Origin of the sequence: Pseudomonas lundensis (genome assembly GCF_015377145.2) — a bacterium.
In the GTDB taxonomy this organism is placed as follows: domain Bacteria; phylum Pseudomonadota; class Gammaproteobacteria; order Pseudomonadales; family Pseudomonadaceae; genus Aquipseudomonas; species Aquipseudomonas lundensis.
Window position 1 is genome coordinate 541,630 of the sequence record NZ_CP062158.2, and the last position, 17,477, is coordinate 559,106.

The window sequence follows — 17,477 nt, forward strand, 5'->3', positions numbered from 1 at the left end:
TCATCGAAGTGGGCGCTCATGGTACAGCGCTTGAGGGGCGGGGCGTCCAGTGGTGGACGGGATATGGACGATCACGACTTTTCGCAGCACAGCCCTGCAAACGCCAGAAACACAAAAGCCGCGCAGTGCGCGGCTTTCAAAGTGGTGGGCCCAGTAGGACTCGAACCTACGACCAAGGGATTATGAGTCCCCTGCTCTAACCAACTGAGCTATAGGCCCTCAGTAGGTCGCGGATTATAACGATGGTTTCTCGGCAGTGCTATCCGAAAAGTCTGAAATAGAGATACGAAGAAAGGTCGTCGCGAATTCTTCAGCAGATAAAGGCACGCTGATGATGTACCCCTGAATCTGTTCGCAACCGGCGTTGGCCAAGAAGTCTTGCTGGGCCTGGTTTTCCACACCTTCGGCAATGACGGTGAATTGCATGCTGCGACCCAGGGCAATGATGGCCCGTACGATGGCTTCGTCATTGGGGTCGTGGGGTAAGCCGCGCACGAATGACTGGTCAATTTTCAAGGTGTCCAGGGGCAGGCGTTTGAGGTAGCTGAGTGAGGAATATCCGGTGCCAAAGTCATCAATCGCCAGTTGCACGCCTAATCGCTTGAGCTGATGCAGGACGTCCAGTGCTTCTTCAGTCTGGTTCATGATGAAGTTTTCAGTGATCTCAAGTTGCAGGTAACCCGGCTGGAGGTTGTATTTTTTCAGGAGTTGGCGGATGCGGCCGACCAGTCGGGGTTGGTGTAATTGGGCGCCGGCCAGGTTTACGGAGACCGGGCCAAAAGGTGCGTATGTCTGATTCCACTCATTCAATTGCATGCAGGCACGCTCCAGCACCCAGTCACCCACCTGGATAATCATGCCGTTTTCTTCGGCCAGATGAATGAAGCGCTCAGGGGCAATGACGCCCAGCGTGGGGTGGGTCCAGCGAATCAGGGCTTCAGCGCCGACCAGACTCAGGTCGTGCAGGCTGATTTTGGGTTGATAGAACAGCGATAGCTCGTTGCGCTCCAGCGCACGTCGCAGTTCCTGTTCAAGGATCACCCGTTCGCTCGCTTGTGAGGTGAGGTCATGGGTGTAGCGCTCAACCCGGTTGCGGCCTTTGAGCTTGGAACGGTACATGGCGGCGTCGGCGTTTTTTACCAGTGTGGCCACGTCCGTGCCGTCATGCGGGTACACGCTGATGCCGATGCTGGCGCTGATAAACAGTTCGTGTTCGCCCGCTGGGAACGGTGCGCTGAAACAGGCCAGTAACTTGTTGGCAATCACCTCGGCATCACGGGGTTGCTGAAGGCCGGGCAGCAGGATAATGAATTCATCGCCGCCGAGGCGGGCGACGGTATCAATGTCGCGCAACTGGACCTTGAGGCGTGCGGTGATGCCTTTGAGCAACAGGTCGCCCACCGGGTGGCCCAGGCTGTCGTTGATGTTTTTAAAGCGATCAAGGTCCAGAAACAGTACTGCCGCGTGTTGGTCTTGCGCATTTTGCTGATTGAGGATCTGGTCCAGACGGCTCTCGAACAGCAAACGGTTCGGCAAGCCAGTCAGCGGGTCGTGATGGACCTGATGATCCAGACGCGCCTGTGCGTGCTTGAGGCTGGAAATGTCGGCAAAGACGGCCACAAAGTGAGTGACGATATTTTCGGAGTTGTGTACTGCGCTGATCGTTATCCAGCAGGGATAGACTTCCCCGTTTTTGCGCTTGTTATAAATCTCCCCTTGCCAGTGTCCCTCGCCTGACAACTGATGCCACATGGCGGCAAAGAAGGCGCTGTCGTGCTGATTGGAGGCCAAAATCCGCGGTGTCTGGCCGAGCACTTCGGCCTCGCTGTAGCCCGTGATTTCGGTGAAGGCGCGGTTCACGGCGGTGATGGTTTGCGCCGGGTCGGTGAACAAGATGCCTTCAGCCGTGCTTTCGAACACGGTGGCGGTTTGCAGGAGTTTTTCCTGCATCTGTTGGCGTTCGGTGATGTCCCGCGTGATGGTCAACATGCAGTCTTCATCACCGATTTTCAGCGGTCGGCTAGAGACTTCACAGATGCGTATGCGCCCGCTTTTGTGGCGCAATTTGCACCTGAAATCCCTTACAAACCCGTCCTCACTCAGGCGTGTGAGTAACTCTTGGCGTTGGTGAACATCGGCCCAGATGTTGAGGTCCAGAGAGGATCGATTCAGTGCGCTGGCGCTGTCGTAGCCGGTCAAGCGGCTGAAGCCTTCGTTGATTTCGATCAGCAAGCCATCACTCTGCCGACTCAACAGCAATCCGTCTGGCGATGCATGGAAGGCTTTGGCAAATTTTTCCTCAGAAAGGCGCAGCGCTTCTTCGGTTTGTTTGGTTTCGCTGATGTTGATCATCAATCCGCGCAGTACGGGCGTCTGATTGTGCGTGGAAAGCGTGATGATGTCCCGTAGCCACAGGGTTCTGCCATCGGCGGTTATCACGCGATAGTCGATGCTGTGGTCGCGCCCGGCCTTGATTTCGCTTTCGCAGTACATTTTGGTTCGGGGCAGGTCATCGGGATGGATGATTCGCTCCCAGAACCCAGGGGTCAGCCAGTCGGCCAAGGGGTAGCCGATGAGTGTTTCGGCCTGAGGGGAAACATAGGTGTAGGTGTAATCATCCCGTTGGGCCTCCCATGCGATGGCAGACAGACTTTCGACCAAGCCTCTATAGCGGTATTCGCTACTGCGCAGTTCCTGTTCGAGGGCAACGCGGCGGGCTATTTCGGAGCTCAGGCGCCTGTTGATGCGCACGACCACGATCAATACGGTGACGAGCAACAAGATGCCCGGCAGTACATACAGCAGTAACCCGCGCCACAACGCCTGATAATCGCCGGTGTTGCCGATCCAGCGCGCTTGAATGGCTTCGATTTCACGGGGTGTCATGTCGGCCATGACTTTATCCAGCAGGCGCAACAGGATGGTTTGGTCTTTGGGTACGGCCATTGCCAGTTGATAGCGATACGGGGTTTCGCCACTGACGTACAACCCATCCAGCTTGAGCTGGCGCAGGCTCCAGACGCTGGACGCCAGGTCGCCCACCATGGCGTCGACTTGATCGGTAGCCAATGCTTGTAGCGCGGAGCTGACATTGGGCAGGGCGACGAGATTCAGGTCGGGGTGTTGGGCATGCAACAGCTCGTGCGGGGCGTAGTTTTCGACCACGGCGATTTTCAGCCCATAGAGCTCATCAATGTTTTTTGGGGCGGGGCCGCCTTTGTGCGCGAGGATGACAATCGGGAAGTCGAGGTAGGGGCGCGTAAAGGCCAGGGTTTTCTGACGCTCAGGGGTCGACATGATGCCGGGTAGCCAGTCGAGACTGCCATCTTTGGCGAGCTCAAGGACGCTGCTCCAGTCGTAGGGCTCCACCGGTTTGATGCTCACACCCAAACGGTTTTTGATTAGTTCCACGTAGTCCGCGGCCAAGCCGGTATAGAGCCCCTTTTCGTCGCGGAACTCAAAGGGTGGCCATGACGCATCAACCCCAAGGCGTAGCTCGGGATGCTTGTCGAGCCACTGTCGCTCTTCATCGGTCAACGTCAGGGCGTTGGCCGCTGTGGAAAAGGCGATTAGCAGCAAGAGGAGGGTGGCTGGCAGTCGTGGCATGCGGGGCTCGTTCTACTCGCGAATGTGACGAGTGTAGACGGGCTGTGGGATATGGGCGTGAGGCGCTGGAAAGGTTTGGCGGGTACAAAGCAAAACCCCCGGCAGGGCCGGGGGTTTTGGTATCACTCGTCGAGGAAGGAGCGCAGGTGCTCGCTTCTCGTCGGGTGGCGCAGCTTGCGTAACGCTTTGGCTTCGATCTGACGAATCCGCTCACGGGTAACGTCGAACTGCTTACCAACCTCCTCAAGGGTGTGGTCGGTATTCATGTCGATACCGAAGCGCATGCGCAGTACTTTGGCTTCACGTGCTGTAAGGCCGCCAAGTACATCGCGTGTCGCTTCTTTAAGGCTCTCAACGGTGGCAACATCGATTGGCGACTGCATGGTCGAGTCTTCGATGAAATCACCCAGATGGGAGTCTTCGTCATCACCGATCGGGGTTTCCATGGAGATCGGCTCTTTAGCGATCTTCAATACCTTGCGGATTTTGTCCTCAGGCATTTCCATGCGTTCGCCCAGCTCTTCCGGGGTCGGTTCGCGACCCATTTCCTGCAGCATTTGGCGGGAAATACGGTTGAGCTTGTTGATCGTCTCGATCATGTGCACCGGAATACGGATGGTGCGTGCCTGGTCGGCAATCGAGCGAGTGATCGCCTGACGGATCCACCAGGTGGCATAAGTCGAGAATTTGTAGCCGCGGCGGTATTCAAACTTGTCTACCGCTTTCATCAAGCCGATGTTGCCTTCCTGGATCAGGTCGAGGAACTGCAAGCCACGGTTGGTGTACTTCTTGGCGATGGAGATCACCAGACGCAAGTTGGCTTCAACCATCTCTTTCTTCGCGCGGCGGGCCTTGGCCTCACCGATCGACATGCGACGGTTGATGTCCTTGATCTCGGCAATCTTCAAGCCGGTTTCTGCTTCTAGAGCAGACAGCTTTTGCTGGCAACGGATGATGTCCGGTTGCAAGCGGGCAATGGCTTCAGCGTATTTGCTTTTGCCTTTGGCCAGCGCGTCGCTCCAGCTTTCGTCGACTTCATTGCCCGGGAACAGGCGAAGGAAATCGGTACGCGGCATGCGTGCATCACGGACGCACAGCTGCATGATGGCCCGCTCTTGTGCACGCAGACGCTCCAGAGCGCTACGAACACGTTCAACCAGGCCTTCGAACTGCTTGGGCACCAGCTTGATCGGCATGAACAGCTCAGCCAGGGCAACCAGCTCGGCAATCGCCTGCTTGCTGTCGCGACCGTGCTTCTTCAGTGCCTTGCGAGTGATTTCCATCTGATCGGAAACGGCGCCGAAGCGCTGTGCCGCGATGATTGGATCGGGGCCGCTTTCGACCTCTTCCTCGTCATCGGTAGCGTCGTCCTTCTCTTCCTCTTCGTCATCACCTTCGGCCTTGGCCGTTTTAGGATCGACAGGAGGCGGAACCTCGGCTGCAGGCGGCGTAATTCCATCGTCCGGGTCGATATAACCGCTCAGGACGTCAGAAAGGCGACCACCTTCGGTGGTGACGCGAGTGTACTCGGAGAGAATATGGTCAACCGTGCCAGGGAAGTGCGCGATTGCGCCCATCACTTCGCGGATGCCTTCTTCGATACGCTTGGCGATTTCAATTTCGCCTTCGCGTGTCAGCAGTTCTACCGTGCCCATTTCACGCATATACATGCGTACTGGGTCGGTAGTGCGACCAATATCGGTTTCTACTGCCGCCAACGCTGCAGCTGCTTCTTCAGCAGCGGCTTCGTCGGTGTCAGCATCGGCCAACATAAGGGCGTCCGCATCCGGAGCACTCTCGTGTACGGGGATCCCCATGTCATTAATCATGCGGATGATGTCTTCCACTTGCTCCGGATCTGAAATATCTTCGGGCAGGTGGTCGTTGACCTCTGCGTAAGTCAGATACTTCTGCTCACGGCCGAGGGTGATCAACTCTTTGATACGAGACTGCTGTTGCGCTTTTCCGGACATAACACCCTATCCACTGAAGGTCTTGGCGGGCAAAAAACAAGCCGAGGATTATACCTTAGCTATGACCTCACGCGCCAGTTGAGGTCGGGTTTGATGCGGGATTATTGCGACTCAGAAGGTCGCGTAACTGATTTTTCTCCTCGCTACTTAGCTCGCCTTGACGTGCTTTTCGAAGAAGTTGTTCCAGATTTCGCTCGCGTTGGCGAGCTGACAAGCTAGTTATGGTGTCGAAAAACTGTTGTTCAAGGTTGTCGGCGTCAATTAGCCATTCCTTTTCGAGCAGTCTTTGCAGCAAGCGGCCCTGTTCAGTGCCGTGCCAGCGGGACAACAACTGAATAGAGCTTAGCTTAGGATTCTTCTGTACGGCCTCGACCAGCGCGATCAACAGCTGGTTATTCGTCTGGTCTTCGGCCGCAAAGTGGCCCGCGTCTTCTACTTTTTTGGCCAGTTGCGGGTGGTGCAGCAAGGTGCGCAGGGCGGTTAATGTCGGCGGTTCAACGCCGACCGGGATCCAGGCCTGCTCGCGCTCACCGCCGCGCTTGCCTTTTTTGTCCCATGGTTTGTTTTCCCACTTTTTACCGCCCGCCCCCGACTTTTTCGGGGTCCATTCCTGTTGGGGGGCGTACGTTTCCGGCTGCTGAAAGTCGCTGTAGTCCGGCATCGCATCGTAATCAATGCCGGGATCGTAGGCGGGTTGCGAGGGCGGTGGTGCGCTTTGCGCCAGTTGGCTGACCGCTTCGCTGTTGAGGCCCGTGATTTCGCTCAAGCGTTGACGCATCAGGTTGCGCAGGTTGGCGCCCGGCACTTTGTCGATGAGCGGTGCTGCCAGCGTGGCCATGTGGGCCCTGCCTTCGAGCGAGCGCGGATCGGTTTCTTCAGTCAGTTGCTGGAAAAAATAATCTGCCAGCGGCTGCGCGTGCTGGTTAATGCGCGCCTTGAACGCATCAGTGCCTTCGGAGCGCACCAATGTGTCCGGATCCTCGCCTTCTGGCAGAAACAGGAAGCGGGCGCGGCGGCCATCTTGCAGGCAGGGCAGCGTGGCCTCAAGTGCGCGCCAGGCGGCATTGCGGCCAGCCTGATCGCCATCAAAGCAAAACAATACGCTGGGTACGACCCGAAACAGGCGCTTCATGTGCTCTTCGCTGGTCGCGGTGCCCAGCGTGGCCACGGCATTGCGCAAGCCCTGTTGGGCCAAGGCAATGACGTCCATATAGCCTTCAACCACGATGATTTCGTCGAGGCTGCGATTGAACTTGCGCGCTTCGAACAGCCCGTACAATTCCTGTCCTTTGTGGAAGACAGGTGTTTCAGGGGAGTTCAGGTATTTGGGCTTGTCATCACCGAGCACGCGACCGCCAAACGCAATAATGCGGCCACGGCTGTCGCGAATCGGGAACATTACGCGATCGCGAAAGCGGTCATAGCGTTTGCCGGTTTCAGCGTTCTCAACCAATAAGCCCGCATCGATCATGGCTTTTTGCTGCAGGGTGTCGCTGCTCAAGTGCTTGTAGAGGTTGTCCCAGCCGGGCGGAGCAAAGCCCAGGCCGAAATCCCGGGCGATTTCGCCGGTCAGGCCCCGGCCTTTCAAGTAGTCCACGGCGGCCCTGCGCGCCGGGTGGCTTTTCAGGGCCTGCCGATAAAAGTCGGCGGCTGCGGTCAGCAGCGGGTAGAGCGGCGAGTCGGTCGGCTGTCGCGGTTTGTGCGAGCGCCCGCTTTCCTCTCTGGGAATCTCCATACCTGCGGCTTTGGCCAGTTCTTCGACAGCCTGGGGGAAGTCCAGGTTGTCGTGGTCCATGATGAAGCCGAGGGCATTACCGCCTGCGCCACAACCAAAACAGTAATAAAACTGTTTATCCGGGCTGACACTGAACGAGGGTGTTTTTTCTTTATGGAAGGGGCAGCAGGCGGTGTAGTTTTTGCCTGCTTTCTTCATTTGCACGCGCGAGCTGACGACATCGACGATATCGGTGCGGTTCAGAAGGTCGTCAATAAAGCTCTGGGGGATTAACCCGGCCATGGCGTTCTCGTCATCTCAGCGCAAAAAAAGCCGTATAGAAAGGTTTGGTCATGGCGGCGTGCAGGCGAAAACGCTGCTCGTACGTGTGACGTCTGCTCAATCATGTCGGGAAGTGTATCTGTCGAAGCTCCGCAGACTCGTATTTAAAACAGAGTAAATGGGTTCGAAATATCACGCTCTGAGTCCGGCGCTGACCAATGGCTGGTCTCGGATAGCTCATAAGCAGGCATGGGAGAGATGCCTTGGGCTGATCGTCTTTGAGGAGAATCAGAGGTGTGTGCTCGTCGGTAGCCTTGAAGGCTCGTCAGTAAAGACGTGCACCGCTGGCTTAAAGGCCAGGTCTGACGTGGTGTAGCAGTTTGTCGCGGTCGCATCTGCGGCCTTGACGGTAAAGCGTGTAACTTGCTGCAACTGCCTACGGCCCGGCTTTAGGCCGGGCTTGGCAGAAGCGTGCAACGAACGTCTGTGTATTAGTACAGACGAACGGCGCGGCGCTGCTCGCGCTGAACTTTCTTCGCGTGACGCTTAACAGCGGCTGCTGCTTTGCGCTTACGCTCGGAAGTCGGCTTCTCGTAAAATTCGCGGCTGCGAACTTCAGCCAGTACACCGGCTTTTTCGCAGGAGCGCTTGAAACGACGCAGAGCTACGTCGAAGGGTTCGTTCTCTTTTACTTTGACGGCTGGCATCCAGAGCTACCTTCATTCATTACCGGGGTCAACGTCTCAAGGCAAAATCGCGTTGGAAGACGTCGGTTTTTAAGGGTTGCGGATGTTAACCCCTCATCGCCCGGAATGCAAAGCCTCTGATCGAAAACCGCTGGCCGGGGGCGGTAGTGGCGACTATTATGCGCGCCTTCGAATTTAGCCTCTACAAGGCGCAAACCCATGCTAGTACTGGGATTAGAAACCTCCTGCGACGAAACCGGCGTCGCGCTATACGACAGTGAACGCGGGCTTTTGGCCGATGCACTGTTCAGTCAGATCGATTTGCACCGTGCCTATGGTGGCGTGGTGCCTGAGCTGGCATCACGGGATCACGTCAAACGCATGCTGCCCTTGATTCGTCAGGTGTTGGCCGAGGCAGACTGCGTGCCGACCGAAATCGATGCAATTGCCTACACGGCGGGGCCAGGCCTGGTCGGGGCCTTGCTGGTCGGGGCTTCCTGCGCCCAGGCGCTGGCCTTCGCATGGGGCATTCCTGCCTTGGGCGTACACCACATGGAAGGCCATTTGCTGGCCCCCATGCTGGAAGAGCAGCCCCCAGAGTTCCCGTTCGTCGCATTGTTGGTGTCAGGTGGCCACACGCAGCTGGTTCAGGTGGATGGCATCGGTCAATACGCGCTGCTGGGCGAAACGCTGGACGATGCCGCAGGCGAGGCTTTCGACAAAACGGCGAAGATGATGGGACTCAACTATCCGGGTGGCCCTGAAATTGCCCGCCTTGCGGCCCAAGGTGTGGCGGGACGCTTTGTGTTCCCGCGGCCCATGACCGATCGCCCTGGCCTCGATTTCAGTTTCAGCGGCCTCAAGACCTTTGCCTTGAACACTTGGCAGCGCTGCGTGGCGGCGGGTGATGATAACGAACAGGCCCGTTGCGACATCGCGCTGGCGTTTCAGCAGGCCGTGGTTGAGACGCTCACCATCAAGTGCAAGCGCGCCCTGAAGCAGGCAGGCATGAAGCGTCTGGTGATTGCCGGCGGTGTGAGCGCAAACAAGGCGTTGCGGTCTTCGCTGGAGACCATGCTCGGTGGCATGAACGGTCAGGTGTTTTATGCGCGCCCTGAATTTTGTACGGACAATGGCGCGATGATCGCATTCGCCGGGTGTCAGCGCTTGCAGGCGGGCCAGCATGAAAGCCTGGCGATCAGTGTGCAGGCGCGCTGGCCGATGGAGCAGTTAAAGCCTTTGTGACGGTGGTGTTCAGGCGTTTACTGGCCAGCATGAGGTATTTTCATGCGGGTAAATCAGAAATGCCGTTCGCGCCCGGCCATCAGGTCGCGTAAATTGCCGCGGTGGCGCCAGACAATCAGTGCGGTTAATCCACACATGGGCAGCAGCGCGGCAGGCTCTTGCCAGGCCAGAAGTGGCAGGGTCAAGGGGGTGGCGATCAGCGCGGCGAGTGAGCTGGTGCGGGTCAGCTGGAAGGTCAGCAGCCAGGCCAGGACGGCCAGCAAGGCGGCGGGAGGATAAAGCCCCAGCAGCATGCCGGCAGCCGTGGCGACGCCTTTGCCGCCCCTGAAGCGGAAGTACAGGGGATACATGTGCCCGATGACGGCGCACACACCAATCCAGGCTTGTTGCTGGAGTGGCAGGTTGAGTTGGTTGGCGAGCAGGACGGGCAGCAGGCCTTTGCACAGATCACCGAGCAAGGTCAGGACGGCCAGTTTTTTACCGGCCAGGCGTAACATATTGGTCGCGCCAGCATTGCCTGAGCCACTCATTCGCGGGTCGGGATTACCCGTCAGGCGGCTGAGCAAAATGGCGAAGGACAGCGAGCCAAGCAGGTAGGCGATAATCGCCAGTAACCAAAACATGCTAACTATTCCGGGCGAGGACGCCCTGATTCTAACGGCGCATTGCGCCCTTGTCGTGCTGCGGAGAAAAGTGCTTGGACAGAGTGTTTATCGAAGGCCTGGAAGTTGACACCGTGATCGGTGCCTATGACTGGGAGCGTGGCATCCGTCAGTGTTTGCGCCTTGATCTGAATTTTGCGTGGGATAACCGCCCGGCCGCAGCAGGGGATGATCTGACCCTTGCGCTGGACTACGCCAGCGTCTCGACCAGAATTCAGGCCTTTGCCGAGCAAGCCCACTACCAATTGGTAGAAACCTTTGCCGAGCATCTGACGGAAGTGTTGATGCGTGAATTCAATATTCCCTGGATGCACCTCAAGCTGACCAAGCCGGGCGCCGTCGCGGCCGCCACAGGGGTGGGCGTGGAGATTGAGCGCGGATGTCGCTAACTCAGGTTTTTCTCGGGTTGGGCAGTAATGTCGAGCGCGAAAAGCATTTACAGGCGGGGCTCGATGCGCTGGCTGGCTTCCTGCACGGCATGCAGTGCTCGGCGGTCTTCGAAAGCCAGCCTGTAGGCATCAAGAGTGGGCCTTTTTTCAACCTGGTGGTGGTGGCCAACACGGATCTTCCTTTAGCTGAGTTGAGCCGACGTTTGAAGCTGATCGAAGCCGATAACGGACGATATGCCCAGGATCGCAAGGGTCTGCCGCTGGACATTGACGTTTTGTTTTACGGCGATCTGGTGGGTAACTTTGACGGTTTGATCCTGCCGCGCGCCGAAATTCTCAAGAATGCCTTTGTGCTGTGGCCGCTTTCGCTCATCGCCCCTGACAAATTGCACCCGATTGTGGGTATCACGCTGAGTCAGATGTGGGCTGATGCGCAGATTGACCAAGTGCTCGCCCCGGCTGCGTTTGAATGGCGGGGCGAACCCTTAACACCTAAAGAGATGCTGAGGCACCTGTAAGGCGCTGCCGCTCTAACTTGTTGGACAGCGGTTACGAAGCAGGCCCCGGGTGTTTGCGGGTCTCTTTGTACGTGTGTATAGCCCTGAGCCGTTCGCGCTTGAGGGCTTCTCCCAATTCCGGCCCCTTGAAGCCCTGTTCCAGCAGCGGCTGAACGGCAACGGCCTGTGCCGCTTTTGCGGCGCCGCGCAGGTAATCAGCCTGCGGGTAAGGCCGCTCTTCAAGTCCAAGGCGGCCCTTGGCGTCCATCTCGCACGCGACGATAAACTCCTCGAAGCGCTGAGGCCGGCGGTATACGTCAAACCGTTGCAGCAAATCCAGTAAGGTCGAGGCCTTCAGCTCAAAGGCACGATGCCCGTGGGTGTGATATTCACCGACCAGCAATGCAAGTTCCTGGCAATCGCGGGGCGCCTTGAAGCGCTCGTTCACCGCCTTGATCAGGCGCAGCCCTGTGTGTTCATGGGCAATGTGGCGAGGCCATTTATCTACAGGTGTAAGGCCTTTGCCCACGTCATGCAGCAGGCACGCCCAGCGGATGGTCAAAGGCTGATGATGTCGCGCAGCTTGTTCAAGCACGCTGAGGGTGTGAATGCCGCTGTCGATTTCCGGGTGATGAGCCGGCGGCTGCGGTACGCCGAACAATGCCTGAACTTCCGGTAACAGCACCTCAAGAGCGCCGCACTGTCTGAGCACGTCGATAAAGACGTGGGGATGATCTTCCATCAGCGCGCGGGAGATTTCCTTCCAGCAGCGTTCCGGTGTCAGCGCCTGCAGTTCGCCCGAAGCCGACAGTTGACGCATCAGTTCAAGTGTTTCGTCTGCAACCTTGAAACCCAGGCCCGCATAACGTGCTGCAAAACGTGCAACGCGCAGCACCCGTAGTGGATCTTCGGCGAATGCCGGGGAAACATGGCGCAGTATGCGCGCTTCCAGGTCCCGTTGGCCGTGGTAGGGATCGGTGATAGTGCCCGCGTCATCTTCGGCCATCGCGTTAATGGTCAGATCGCGGCGGATCAAATCTTCTTCAAGGGTCACGTCAGGGCTGGCATGAAATACAAAGCCCCCATAGCCGCGTCCGCTTTTACGCTCGGTGCGGGCGAGGGCGTATTCCTCACCGGTTTTGGGGTGCAGAAAGACCGGGAAGTCGGAACCCACAGGACGAAAGCCCTTGGCCAGCATTTGTTCTGCGCTTGCGCCTACCACGACCCAGTCGATGTCGGTGACGGGCTTGCCCAGCAAGCGGTCTCGGACTGCGCCGCCGACTTTATAAATCTTCATAAAAAACCTCCGTTAGCGCGACAGGATAACCGCTGCGTCGCGCAAACGGAGGTTCACGTGCGTCACAGGTGAATGGCGCTCAAATCCAGGCGCCCATAGTCAGCGTCCCCATGTTCGCCTTTAGGCGGAACATGATGGACTTTCATCACTTGATCTCCTTGCAGCGTCTCCAGATGAATATCGAAGCCCCACAGGCGGTGCAGGTGTTTAAGGACCTCGTCGGTGGAATCGCCCAGCGGTTTGCGGTCATGTTGTTGATGGCGCAGGGTGAGGGAGCGGTCGCCGCGGCGGTCAATGCTCCAGATCTGCACGTTGGGCTCGCGATTACCCAAGTTGTACTGCGCTGCCAGGGTTTCACGAATGATCCTGTAGCCGTTTTCGTCATGGATGGCGGGAACGAGTAAATCGTCCTTCTGATCGTCATCCATGATGCTGAACAACTTGAGGTCGCGCATCACCTTGGGAGACAGGTATTGCAGGATGAAGCTTTCGTCCTTGAAGCTGCTCATGGCGAACTTGATGCTCGATAACCAATCGCTACCGGCCAGTTCCGGGAACCAGCGGCGGTCTTCCTCGGTGGGGTCTTCACACATGCGCCGGATATCGCGGTACATCGCAAACCCCAGGGCATACGGGTTGATACCGCTGTAATAAGGGCTGTCAAAACCCGGCTGAAACACCACGCTGGTGTGCGAGGTCAGGAACTCCATCATGAAGCCTTCCGTCACCAGCCCTTCATCGTAAAGGTCGTTCATCAGGGTGTAGTGCCAGAAAGTTGCCCAGCCTTCGTTCATGACTTGTGTCTGGCGCTGCGGGTAAAAGTACTGTGCGATTTTACGTACGATACGCACCACTTCCCGCTGCCAGGGTTCCAGCAGCGGCGCGTGTTTCTCGATGAAATACAGGATGTTTTCCTGCGGCTCGTCGGGGAAACGAGCATTGTCCTTTTCGTTGAATTTGTCAGCGTTCTTGGGAATGGTGCGCCACAGGTCATTGATCTGTTTTTGCAGGTGCTCTTCGCGCTCCTTCTGACGCCGCCGCTCTTCTTCGGCCGAAATCGGGTAAGGCCGTTTGTAGCGGTCTACGCCGTAATTCATGAGTGCATGGCAAGAGTCCAGCAGGTCTTCCACGGCATCGATCCCGTGGCGCTCTTCGCATTGCATGATGTATTGCTTGGCAAACACCAGGTAATCAATGATCGAACTGGCATCAGTCCAGGTCCGGAACAGGTAATTACCTTTGAAGAAACTGTTGTGGCCATAGCAGGCATGGGCAACCACCAGGGCTTGCATGCAAATGGTGTTTTCTTCCATCAGGTAAGCGATGCACGGGTCTGAGTTGATGACGATTTCGTACGCCAGCCCCATTTGCCCACGGCTGTAGGATTTCTCGGTGCTCAGGAAATGTTTGCCGTAGGACCAATGGTGATACCCCAACGGCATCCCGACAGAGGCATAGGCGTCCATCATTTGCTCGGCGGTAATCACCTCAATCTGGTTGGGGTAGGTGTCCAGTGCATACCGTTCTGCCAGGCGACCGATTTCCCGGTCGTAGGCCTGGATCAGTTCAAAGGTCCACTCGGAGCCAGTGGAGATAGGGTGGCGCTTATTCTCTTTGGCGGTCATGTCACTAACCTGCGCTGGAAGAGTTCACGGAAGACCGGGTAAATATCGCCGGCCGAGACCAGTTGTTGCTGAGCGAAGGTGTCGGGAAAAGCCTCGTTGATACGCTCATATTCGTACCAGAGTGCCTGATGTTCGCGCGGGGTAATTTCCACGTAAGTGTAGTACTGCACGAACGGCATGATCTGGTTGATCAGAATGTCGCGGCAAATGGGTGAGTCGTCGTTCCAGTTGTCACCGTCGGAAGCCTGGGCGGCGTAAATGTTCCATTCATTCGTGGGATAGCGCTCGGCCATGATCTCCTGCATCAACTTGAGAGCGCTGGACACGATGGTGCCGCCGGTTTCCCGTGAATAGAAAAACTCCTCTTCGTCCACTTCCCGTGCGCTGGTGTGGTGGCGAATAAAGACCACCTCGATCTTGTCGTAATTTCGCTTCAGAAACAGGTACAGCAGGATAAAGAACCGCTTGGCGATGTCCTTGGTGGCTTGTGTCATGGAGCCTGAAACGTCCATCAGGCAGAACATCACCGCCTTTGAACTCGGGTTGGGGTGTTTGACCAGCAAGTTGTACTTCAGGTCGAAGGTGTCGAGGAACGGCACGCGATGAATCCGGGCGCTGAGTTTCTCGATTTCAGCTTCGATGTCTTTGATATCACCGAAATTGTCCGGTTCTTCGCGCTTCAAGCGCTCCAGTTCAGTTTTGGCTTCTTTGAGTCGAGCGCGGCTGCTGCCGGTCAGTGCGATGCGCCGGGCATGGGCTGAGCGCAAGGTCCGGATGATGTTGATGCGTGAGGGGTTGCCCTCGTTACTGATCCCGGCACGCACGGTTTTAAAGGTGTCAGTGCCGGTCAGGTGGCGTTTGACCAGGTTCGGCAACTCGAGGTCTTCGAACATGAACTCGAGGAATTCCTCCTGGGTGATTTGAAACACAAACTCATCCATGCCCTCGCCGGAATTGCCTGCTTTGCCCGGGCCGCCTCCGCCCCCGGACCCGCCTTGGGGGCGCTGAATGTGTTCGCCGCTGGTGAACTCCTTATTGCCCGGGTGTACGACGGTCTGTTTGCCGCCGCGACCGTGGTGCAACACCGGCTCATCAATGTCGCGACCGGGAATGCTGATCTGTTCGCCATGCTCCATGTCGGTGATGGAACGCCGGCCCACGGCTTCTTCGACGGCCTTTTTGATGTGGTCGCGATAGCGCCGCAGAAAACGCTGGCGGTTTACCGTGCTCTTGTTCTTGCCATTGAGGCGTCGATCGATCACATAGCTCATAAGCCCTCCGGGCCGCTTCAAGAGGTGAGCTGCACGCCGCAAGCCACTGCGAGCTCCCGGGTCAGGGAGTGTTCGTCAGGCGCGAGCAGCGTGTAGCCGGGCGCTTGCCGCTGCCTCACTGCGATTTTCTGACCCGCAGGTACCACTCAGAGAGCAGTCGTACTTGTTTGTCGGTGTAGCCGCGTTCAACCATTCGGGTCACAAAGTCGTTGTGCTTCTGTTGATCCTCTTTGCTCGCCTTGGCGTTGAAGCTGATGACCGGCAACAGGTCTTCGGTGTTGGAGAACATTTTCTTCTCGATGACCACCCGCAGTTTTTCGTAGCTGAGCCACGTCGGGTTCTTGCCATTGTTGTTGGCGCGGGCACGCAGAACGAAATTGACGATTTCGTTGCGGAAATCTTTCGGATTGCTGATGCCCGCAGGTTTTTCGATTTTTTCCAGTTCCTCATTAAGGGCAATGCGGTTGAGGATTTCTCCGGTTTCGGGGTCGCGGTATTCCTGGTCTTGAATCCAGAAGTCTGCGTAAAGCACGTAGCGGTCGAAAATGTTTTGCCCGTATTCGCTATAGGACTCCAGGTAAGCGGTCTGGATTTCCTTGCCGATGAACTCGATATACCGGGGCGCCAGGTACTCTTTCAAAAAGCGCAGATAACGCTCGCGGGTTTCGGGCTGGAACTGCTCTTGTTCAATTTGTTGCTCAAGCACGTAGAGCAAGTGCACCGGGTTGGCGGCGATTTCGTGCGGGTCGAAGTTAAAGACTTTGGACAAAATCTTGAAAGCAAAGCGGGTCGAGAGACCGTTCATGCCTTCGTCCACACCGGCGCTGTCGCGGTACTCCTGAATGGATTTGGCCTTTGGATCGGTGTCCTTGAGGTTTTCGCCGTCGTAGACCCGCATTTTGGAGTAGATGTTGGAGTTTTCCGGTTCTTTGAGGCGTGACAGTACTGTGAACTGCGCCAGCATCTTCAGGGTGTCAGGTGCGCAATGGGCCTTGGCCAGCGAGCTGTTATACAGCAGCTTGTCGTAGATTTTGACTTCGTCACTGACCCGCAGGCAGTACGGCACTTTGACGATGTAAATTCGGTCGATGAACGCTTCGTTGTTTTTGTTGTTACGGAAGGTGTGCCATTCCGATTCGTTGGAGTGCGCAAGCAAAACCCCGGTAAACGGAATCGCCCCCAGTCCTTCGGTACTGTTGTAGTTACCTTCCTGAGTGGCCGTGAGCAATGGATGCAGCACCTTGATCGGTGCCTTGAACATCTCAACGAACTCCATCAGACCCTGGTTGGCGCGGCACAAAGCGCCGGAATAGCTGTAGGCGTCGGCGTCGTTTTGCGGGAATTCTTCGAGCTTGCGGATATCGACCTTGCCCACCAATGCCGAAATGTCCTGGTTGTTTTCATCACCGGGTTCGGTTTTCGCCACTGCAATCTGGTTAAGGATTGACGGGTAGAGTTTGACCACCCTGAACTGGCTGATGTCGCCGCCAAATTCAGCCAGCCGCTTGGTGGCCCAGGGCGACATGATAGTGCTCAGGTAGCGCTTGGAGATCCCGAAGTCTTCCTCAAGAATCGCGCCATCTTCCGTGGCGTTGAACAGGCCCAGTGGTGATTCGAATACCGGCGAGCCTTTAATGGCGTAGAACGGGACCTTCTCGATCAATTGCTTGAGTTTTTCAGCCAGGGACGACTTACCGCCACCCACCGGGCCGAGGAGGTAAAGGATTTGCTTTTTCTCTTCCAGCCCTTGGGCTGCATGGCGGAAGTAGGAAACGATCTGTTCAATGCACTCTTCCATTCCGTGGAAGTCGGCAAAGGCGGGATACCGGCGAATCACTTTGTTGGAGAAGATTCGCGAGAGGCGAGAGTCTGTCGAGGTGTCCAGCAGTTGCGGTTCACCAATGGCCATCAACAGCCGTTCGGCGGCCGAGGCGTAAGCGCTTTTATCGTTTTTGCACAGCTCAAGGTATTCCTGGAGCGTAAGTTCTTCCTGGCGCGTGGATTCAAAGCGCTGTTGGAAGTGGCTAAAAATACTCATGACGTCACCTCGCTCGATACGTGGAACCGGCGATTGATCGGTCAGTTCGAGTGCTGGCATGCGGCAACGTTGCTGTTGCTGTGTACCCCCCAGGACACCATCAAAGGGGCTAACCCTTTGAAGTTACTACTGATGATCCTCACGCCGGTGTACCGGCTCTCCCCAGATTCGGATGGCCTGAGCTAAAGGATA

Annotated in this window: 12 protein-coding genes and 1 tRNA gene; 3 read left to right on the forward strand and 10 right to left on the reverse strand. The window is 56.9% G+C overall.

Annotated elements, in window-relative coordinates:
• Positions 1-142 precede the first annotated feature (142 nt).
• The 5 genes from IF654_RS02820 to rpsU form a co-directional block, all read right to left on the reverse strand.
• Positions 143-219 (reverse strand) — tRNA-Ile (locus IF654_RS02820).
• Positions 220-234: 15 nt separating this feature from the next.
• Positions 235-3,606, reverse strand: a complete 3,372-nt coding sequence (locus IF654_RS02825; RefSeq protein ID WP_047278040.1) for a bifunctional diguanylate cyclase/phosphodiesterase — start codon at positions 3,604-3,606, stop codon at positions 235-237.
• A gap of 122 nt (positions 3,607-3,728) precedes the next feature.
• Positions 3,729-5,579, reverse strand: a complete 1,851-nt coding sequence (gene rpoD / locus IF654_RS02830) for an RNA polymerase sigma factor RpoD (protein WP_047278039.1) — start codon at positions 5,577-5,579, stop codon at positions 3,729-3,731.
• Between the two features lie 67 nt (positions 5,580-5,646).
• Positions 5,647-7,596, reverse strand: a complete 1,950-nt coding sequence (dnaG, locus tag IF654_RS02835; protein WP_070414532.1) for a DNA primase — start codon at positions 7,594-7,596, stop codon at positions 5,647-5,649.
• Positions 7,597-8,066: 470 nt separating this feature from the next.
• Positions 8,067-8,282 (reverse strand): 30S ribosomal protein S21, encoded by a 216-nt coding sequence (rpsU, locus tag IF654_RS02840; RefSeq protein WP_002551877.1) that lies wholly within the window; start codon positions 8,280-8,282, stop codon positions 8,067-8,069.
• A gap of 198 nt (positions 8,283-8,480) precedes the next feature.
• On the opposite strand from rpsU, the gene tsaD reads away from it, so the two are divergent.
• The gene (tsaD, locus tag IF654_RS02845; protein ID WP_047279319.1) at positions 8,481-9,506 is read left to right on the forward strand and encodes a tRNA (adenosine(37)-N6)-threonylcarbamoyltransferase complex transferase subunit TsaD; all 1,026 of its coding nucleotides are present in this window, start codon (positions 8,481-8,483) and stop codon (positions 9,504-9,506) included.
• 53 nt (positions 9,507-9,559) lie between these two features.
• On the opposite strand, the gene plsY is transcribed toward tsaD, so the two are convergent.
• Positions 9,560-10,129 carry a glycerol-3-phosphate 1-O-acyltransferase PlsY gene (gene plsY / locus IF654_RS02850; RefSeq protein ID WP_047278031.1) on the reverse strand — a complete coding sequence of 190 codons (570 nt, stop codon included), beginning with the start codon at positions 10,127-10,129 and terminating at the stop codon, positions 9,560-9,562.
• A 74-nt stretch (positions 10,130-10,203) separates the two neighbouring features.
• Between plsY and folB the strand changes: the two genes are divergently transcribed.
• Complete coding sequence (gene folB, locus IF654_RS02855) at positions 10,204-10,557, forward strand: dihydroneopterin aldolase (RefSeq protein ID WP_047278029.1); 354 nt, start codon at positions 10,204-10,206, stop codon at positions 10,555-10,557.
• Positions 10,548-11,075, forward strand: a complete 528-nt coding sequence (folK, locus tag IF654_RS02860; protein ID WP_047278026.1) for a 2-amino-4-hydroxy-6-hydroxymethyldihydropteridine diphosphokinase — start codon at positions 10,548-10,550, stop codon at positions 11,073-11,075. The genes folB and folK overlap by 10 nt, the downstream gene beginning before the upstream one ends.
• A gap of 31 nt (positions 11,076-11,106) precedes the next feature.
• Here folK and IF654_RS02865 read toward each other — a convergent pair whose 3' ends face one another.
• The 4 genes from IF654_RS02865 to IF654_RS02880 all read right to left on the reverse strand — a co-directional run bounded on the left by IF654_RS02865 (position 11,107) and on the right by IF654_RS02880 (position 17,285).
• Entirely contained in the window at positions 11,107-12,351 is a 1,245-nt protein-coding gene (locus IF654_RS02865) for a multifunctional CCA addition/repair protein (RefSeq protein WP_095009903.1), read from the reverse strand.
• A gap of 62 nt (positions 12,352-12,413) precedes the next feature.
• Positions 12,414-13,976 carry a SpoVR family protein gene (locus IF654_RS02870; RefSeq protein WP_047278022.1) on the reverse strand — a complete coding sequence of 521 codons (1,563 nt, stop codon included), beginning with the start codon at positions 13,974-13,976 and terminating at the stop codon, positions 12,414-12,416.
• On the reverse strand, positions 13,973-15,247 hold the full coding sequence (locus IF654_RS02875; RefSeq protein WP_047278020.1) for a YeaH/YhbH family protein: 1,275 nt from the start codon (positions 15,245-15,247) through the stop codon (positions 13,973-13,975). The genes IF654_RS02870 and IF654_RS02875 overlap by 4 nt, the downstream gene beginning before the upstream one ends.
• A gap of 115 nt (positions 15,248-15,362) precedes the next feature.
• Complete coding sequence (locus tag IF654_RS02880) at positions 15,363-17,285, reverse strand: PrkA family serine protein kinase (RefSeq protein WP_047278017.1); 1,923 nt, start codon at positions 17,283-17,285, stop codon at positions 15,363-15,365.
• Positions 17,286-17,477: the final 192 nt, after the last annotated feature.